This is a genomic window from uncultured Campylobacter sp. (assembly GCF_938030815.1).
Taxonomy (GTDB): Bacteria; Campylobacterota; Campylobacteria; order Campylobacterales; family Campylobacteraceae; genus Campylobacter_B.
Genome location: NZ_CALHII010000154.1, coordinates 1 through 6,158 on the forward strand (window position 1 = coordinate 1; position 6,158 = coordinate 6,158).

General features: G+C 47.4%; 5 protein-coding genes. All 5 read left to right on the top strand.

Translation table 11 applies throughout. From position 1 onward, the window contains the following. Positions 1 to 1,344 (top strand): oligosaccharide flippase family protein (locus Q0277_RS06105; protein ID WP_297996510.1); only part of this gene is annotated, 1,344 nt, incomplete at its 5' end. Further along, positions 1,341 to 2,963 carry a Coenzyme F420 hydrogenase/dehydrogenase, beta subunit C-terminal domain gene (locus Q0277_RS06110; RefSeq protein ID WP_297996512.1) on the top strand — a complete coding sequence of 541 codons (1,623 nt, stop codon included), beginning with the start codon at positions 1,341 to 1,343 and terminating at the stop codon, positions 2,961 to 2,963. The genes Q0277_RS06105 and Q0277_RS06110, both read left to right, overlap by 4 nt. Next, the gene (locus Q0277_RS06115; protein ID WP_297996514.1) at positions 2,960 to 4,021 is read left to right on the top strand and encodes a polysaccharide pyruvyl transferase family protein; all 1,062 of its coding nucleotides are present in this window, start codon (positions 2,960 to 2,962) and stop codon (positions 4,019 to 4,021) included. Before Q0277_RS06110 ends, Q0277_RS06115 begins: the two co-directional genes overlap by 4 nt. A 1-nt stretch (position 4,022) precedes the next feature. Next, entirely contained in the window at positions 4,023 to 5,102 is a 1,080-nt protein-coding gene (locus Q0277_RS06120) for a glycosyltransferase family 4 protein (protein ID WP_297996516.1), read from the top strand. After that, positions 5,102 to 6,158 (top strand): glycosyltransferase (locus tag Q0277_RS06125; protein ID WP_297996518.1); only part of this gene is annotated, 1,057 nt, incomplete at its 3' end. The genes Q0277_RS06120 and Q0277_RS06125, both read left to right, overlap by 1 nt.

The window sequence follows — 6,158 nt, forward strand, 5'->3', positions numbered from 1 at the left end:
GGTTTCGGCAATGCCGTGACGGTCTATACTGCCAAATACGCCTCAAGCGGCGAAGTGGAGCGCATGCATAAGCTGCATGGCACGATCTTTAGCGTGTATTTAGTGATGAGCGCGGTGATCGCGCTTGCAGGAGCTGCGCTGCTAGCCAATCTGCACGCGATTTTTGGCGCTAAGCTAAGCGCTAGTGAGATGGGCGAAATTCGCATTATGCTAATGCTACTAACTGCGAATTTAGCGATTAGCTTTCCTTTTAGCATCTATTCGTCGATCCTTACGGCGCATGAGAATTTCGTATTTATCAAGCTAATTGGGATCTTTCGCACGATCGCTCTGCCGCTAGCTGCGGTGCCTTCGCTACTTTTGGGATATAAGGCTATCGCGATCGTAATCATCGCTACGGCAGTAAATTTAATCTGCGTCGCGGCAGATTTCATCTACTGCAAGCGCAAAGTCTCGCCCGTGATAAGCGTGCGAAATTTCGACGCCCCCACGCTTAAGCAAATTTTTGGCTACTCGTTTTTTATATTTTTAGGCATCGTAGTCGATCAAGTAAACTGGAATGTCGATAATTTTATCTTAGGCGCGGTCGCAGGCGCTACGGCGGTCTCCACGTATGCCGTAGCAAGCACGATAAATGCCACTTTCGTCACGCTTTCGCTCACCATTAGCGGCGTGATGCTTCCTAAAATCGCCAAAATGGTCTCTGCAAACTCCACTGATTCCGAGCTTAGCACGGAATTTATCAAAATAGGTAGGCTGCAATTTTACGTGATATTTTTTATCGCGTCGCTTTTGGTGATTTTTGGGCGAGAGTTTATCGTGCTATGGGCTGGCGCAAATTATGAAATTTCATACGCAATCGCGCTTATTTTGGTGCTTCCAGTAAGCGTGCCGTTGATTCAAAATTTAGGCTTAGCCGTGCTTCAGGCAAAAAACAAAGTCAAATTTCGCTCAATCGCCGCGTTTTGCGTCACACTCGTAAATATCGCTATTTCTATCCCGCTAGCTAAGGCTTACGGAGGCGTGGGCGCTGCGTGCGGCACGGCTTTTGCGATTACCTTGTTAAATATCTGCGTGATGAATATCTACTATGCTCGTGTAATCGGACTTGACATCGCTAAATTTTGGCGAAATATCGGCGCGATGATAGTAAAATTTGCTCCTGCAATAGCAGTAAGCCTAGTGATAAATTACGCATTAGGCTTGCACGGAGTGAGCTTTTTGCTAATTTGCGGCGGGCTTTATTCGGCTATGTTTGTGCTAAGTGCGTATTTTTGGGCGATGAATGACTACGAACGCGCGATTTTTGGTGGCATTGCAGCTAAGATAAGGAGGCGGGCTTGAGCTTCAATGTAATTAGCGAAGTGGTTACGAAAGACCGCTGTATCGGCTGTGGCGTCTGCGCGAGCAGCTGCCCTTTTAGCGTGCTAAAAATGCGGCTTGGAGGCAATGGATTTTACGCGCCCGAGGAGGGCGAAGGGTGTCGCGACAAATGTGATATTTGTCTAAAAGTCTGCCCGTTTTACGAAAAAGACATGCTCGAAAACGAGCTAAATTCTAAATCATACGCAGAGCTGAAAAGCTTTAGTCCTGATTTTGGCAGATTTTTAGCCACTTATAAATTCTACAAAAAGGATGAAGCGCAGCGCCTAAGCAGTGCAAGCGGCGGCGCGGGAGATTATATTTTTCGCGAGCTTTTTGCGCGCGGGCTCATTGATTACGCGATTTGCGCTGTGCCTGCGGACGAGGGGGATTTTATAGCCCAAAATTCCAAGTGCGGTTTTTCTGCCTGCAATAATTTAGCGCAGCCGCAGAATTTGCAAAATTCCGCAACCAAAAATTCCGAACAGAATTCCGCAATGGTAAATTTAACGCAGAATTTGGCGGACGATGATTCTATAAATTTTACGAGTGCGCAAAATTCCTTTTGCGAAAATTTTACGCAGAATTCCGTGCAAAATTTTACAAATGAAAATTTCGCACAGAATTCTAAAGCTTCTTGTAAAAATTCCGTATCAGCACAGGATTTTGCCTGCGAGAATTCTAAAAACACGCGAAATTATGCGGGCGAAAATTCCGTGCCGCTATTTAAATTTAGCGTGATAAAAAATGCCGATGAGCTTACTCGCGCTCGCTCGTCCGCTTACTATCCGCTCACGCTTGAAGCAGTGCTAAAGGAGATGTCGCGCCGTGAGGGTAGATACGCGATTAGCGCGCTGCCGTGTTTTGCTAAGGCCTTAAGGCTTGCTGCGAGTAAAAATCCGCGCCTTAAATCCCGCATAAGCTTTATTATTGGGCTGGTTTGCGGACAGGGCAAGGGTGCTGGTTTTACGCATAAGCTGGCAGATCTTGCGTTTAAAGAGCGTAAGCAGCTCGCAGCAGTTAATTACAGATATAAAATCGCGGGCAAAAGTGCGATGAGCTTTTGCTTTAAATTTCGTGCTACAGACGGTAGCGAGGCGATAGACGATCGCAGCAGCAGCGCCTTTGCGTACTGGAGCTCGCGCGCTTTTACGCCGCTTGCGTGCAACGCCTGCACCGACGTTTTTGCCAAATGCGCCGACGTCGTGCTAATGGATGCGTGGCTGCAAAGCGAAATGAGCGAGTGGCGCGGCACGTCGCTCGTAATTACGCGCGCAGCTCAGATCGACGCGCTATTTTCGCAGCCTACGAAGCAGGCGCGCGAGGCGATTTTTTGCGAGCGGATATCCGTAGCAGAGGTGCAGCGCTCGCAGAAAAGCCAGGTGGAGTGCAAAAACAAAATTTTCTATGGCGCGAAAAATCCGCTTAGGCGTTACATCTTGCGCCAGAAGCTTCAGATCCAGCGATATAGCGCTACGCATTTTGATTGTGATGATTTCATCGCTGCTAGGCTTAAAAAAATTGCCGCTGCGAATAAAGTGCTAGCACTTTTGGCGCTACCAAAGATTGCGGCATATAAAATTTATAGGAAGTTTGCATGAAGATCGGGATTTTTACCCTGCCGCTAGTAAATAATTACGGCGGAATTTTACAAGCTTACGCGCTAGGCCGCGTGCTAGTGGGGCTTGGGCATGAGCCGTGGCTCATAAACTTGCGTCTGCAAAGAAGTAAACTATCGATTGCGTATATTAAATTTTTAGTGGCGCGCACGATAAAAAAGGAGCTTCGCGGCGCGAAATTTAATCCCTCTTACGAGCGCGATACTAGCGAGTTTGTGGCTGAAAATATCCCTTTAACCGCGCCTGTTTGCACGCCCGCGGATTTAAAAGCGCTGTGCGAGAAAGAACGCTTTGAAGCGGTGATTTTAGGAAGCGATCAGGTTTTTCGCCCTAGCTATTTTGCGGATTTTGCAGATTGCTTTAGCCTTGGATTTTTGCCGCCTAACTGCACGCGGATCGCCTATGCTGCAAGCTTCGGCGGAGATAGGCTCTGTGGGCTTAAAAATCCCGCAGATTTAAAAGCTCACGCTGCAAATTTGGCTAAATTTAAAGCTATTTCGGTGCGCGAGCGCGATGGTGTAAAGCTTGCGAGTGAATGCTTTGGTGTAAATGCGCACTGGGTACTGGATCCTACACTTTTGGCTAACAAAGAGATTTACGATAAATTTTTAAGCCTTGCGCCGCAGCGCAAGGGTTTTGCCTATATCCTAGATCCATCGCCTCGCTCAGAAGCGGCGATGGAGCTATTAAAGAAACAAAGCGGACTAGAGATAGATGAGGTAAACGATCGCGGCAACCGCATCGGCATAAAAGCATGGCTAAGCGCTATTGCGGGCGCGGAGTTTGTGCTAACTGACTCATTTCACGGCTGTGTATTTTCCATAATCTTTAATAAGCCGTTTTTTGTGCTCGTTAACGCTAGTCGCGGCGCGTCGCGCTTTAGCTCGCTTTTGGGCTTATTCGGGCTTGAAGATAGAGCTTTACAAGATCCCAAAGACGCGCGGTTGGACGCGACTATCGATTGGGATGGCGTAAATGAGGCGTTGCGCCGTAAAAGAGAGGACTCGATGAAATTTTTAAAAACAAGTTTAGGCTCATAAAATGAAAATAGCTATGGTAATTTCTGCTTTAGGCAAGGGCGGTGCCGAGCGCGTGCTAAGCGTGCTGGCAAATTTTTTCTGCCGCGAGAATGAAGTCTGTGTGATAAAATTTGACGCAGATGAGCCGTTTTACGCGCTAGATCCTAAAATCGAGCTTATTAGCTTGGATTTAGGAGTAGGCGATTTAGGAGTATTTGGCAATATAAAAAAGCGCTACGATAAAATTTTAGCCTTGCACAGGCTTCTAAAAAATCGTAAATTTGACGTAGTAATCTCGTTTTTAGATAATACCAATGTCCTTACGCTTATCGCAAACCTCGGAGTTGGGCAGAAAATCATCGTCTCCGAGCACACCAATCATCGTTTTTTAAAAAGTCCGATCTGGCGAGCTCTCAAGCGGATCTTTTATCCGAGAGCTGCAGGTCTTAGCGTGCTTAGTAAATTTGATCTGGATCATTACACATATGTGCAAAATCGCGCGATCATGCCTAATCCGATGTTTGAGATTAGTCATGCTAAAAATGCTCGCCCGCCTAAAGAAAATATCATCCTAGCAGCCGGCCGGCTCAATGTCTATAAGGGCTTTGATGTCCTTCTTAAGGCGCTTGCGCTTATAGATTTCAATCTTTTAAAAGAGTGGAAGGTGGTGATTGCAGGCGACGGAGAGGAGCGAAAGAGCCTTGAAAGCCTAGCTGCGAAGCTACGCTTAAATGTGCAGTTCATCGGCTTTGTGCGCGATATCGAGAGCTTATATGAACGCGCTAAAATCGTAGTCGTAACCTCCAAGATGGAGGGCTTTTGCAATATTTTGATGGAGAGTATATTTTTCGGCACCGCTAGAATTTCTACAGATTGCATCGCAGGTCCTAGCGAGCTTATAAGCGACGGCGTAGATGGGTTTTTGTGCCCGGTGGGCGATAGCGCAAGTATCGCTAAAAAGCTTGAAATTCTAATGAGCGACGAAAAGCTGCGCGAGCGGCTCGTGCAAAACGCCTCCAAGCGCGAGGAGAGCTTTAAAATTGAAACGATCGGGCGACGCTGGCTTGATTTCATAGCCGCTACGATACACAGGGAGGAATAATGAGCGAAAATCCCCTAATCTCGGTCATCATCCCCGTTTATAATGTCAAAGAATTTCTGCGCGCTTGCATGGAGCGTATTACGGCGCAGACCTATACGAACTTAGAAATTTTGCTCGTAGATGATGGCTCAAATGACGGCAGCGAGGCGATTTGCGACGAATACGCTGCGCGCGATCCCCGCGTACGCGTGTTGCATAGACTAAACGGCGGACAGGCTAGCGCGCGAAACGCTGCTTTAGATGTCGCTCGCGGGGAGTTTATCAGTTTCGTAGACAGCGATGATTTGATAAGCTTTGATTTGATTGAGACGCTTTTTCGCCTGACGCAGAAATTTTGCACCAAAATCGCTATGTGCGGCTACACAGCATTTAGCGACGAGAGCGAAATAAATAATTTCAAGGCGGTTTTGAATTTTAAAGAAAATCAAAATTCTAAAGAGATTAGCGATCCAGGAGGAGCTGCAAATTCGAATGCCAACGCAGGCGAATACAAAATATCGTCGCAAGAGCTTTTTAGACGCAGCTGCACGCAGGATCCGTATTTTAGCACCGCGGTTTGGCGCGCGCTGTTTGCTCGCGAAATTTTCACTGCTTTGCGCTTTCCTACGGGGCAGATCTATGAGGATGTGGCGATTTTTTTCGATATGTTTAATCACGGAGCTACCGCGTGCACGAGCGAGACGCTCTATTTTTACCGCATCCGCGCGGGCTCGACCGTAAACTCATTCGCTCGCAGGCATCTAGCGGTCATCGCTGCGGTGCGCCGCTATACCGAGGCGATCGCTGCGAATTATCCGAGCTTGGCGCGTGAGGCTAATTTCACTCGCTGCGAGTCCGCACTGAATACGGCGTTTTTAATTATCAAATCGAGCTTTGATCCTGCAGGCTTGGATGGAGATGCAACTTATCCTTCCAAGGCTAATACGTGCAGCTTGGCAAACGAAGCGGATTTGCGCGGTGCTGATAGTTTATCTTGCGCATGCGGTAAAAATTCCGCATTTAAAAATTCCGCCGGGCAAAATTATATGCGAAATTCCGAGCAGAATTCTGCGTCGC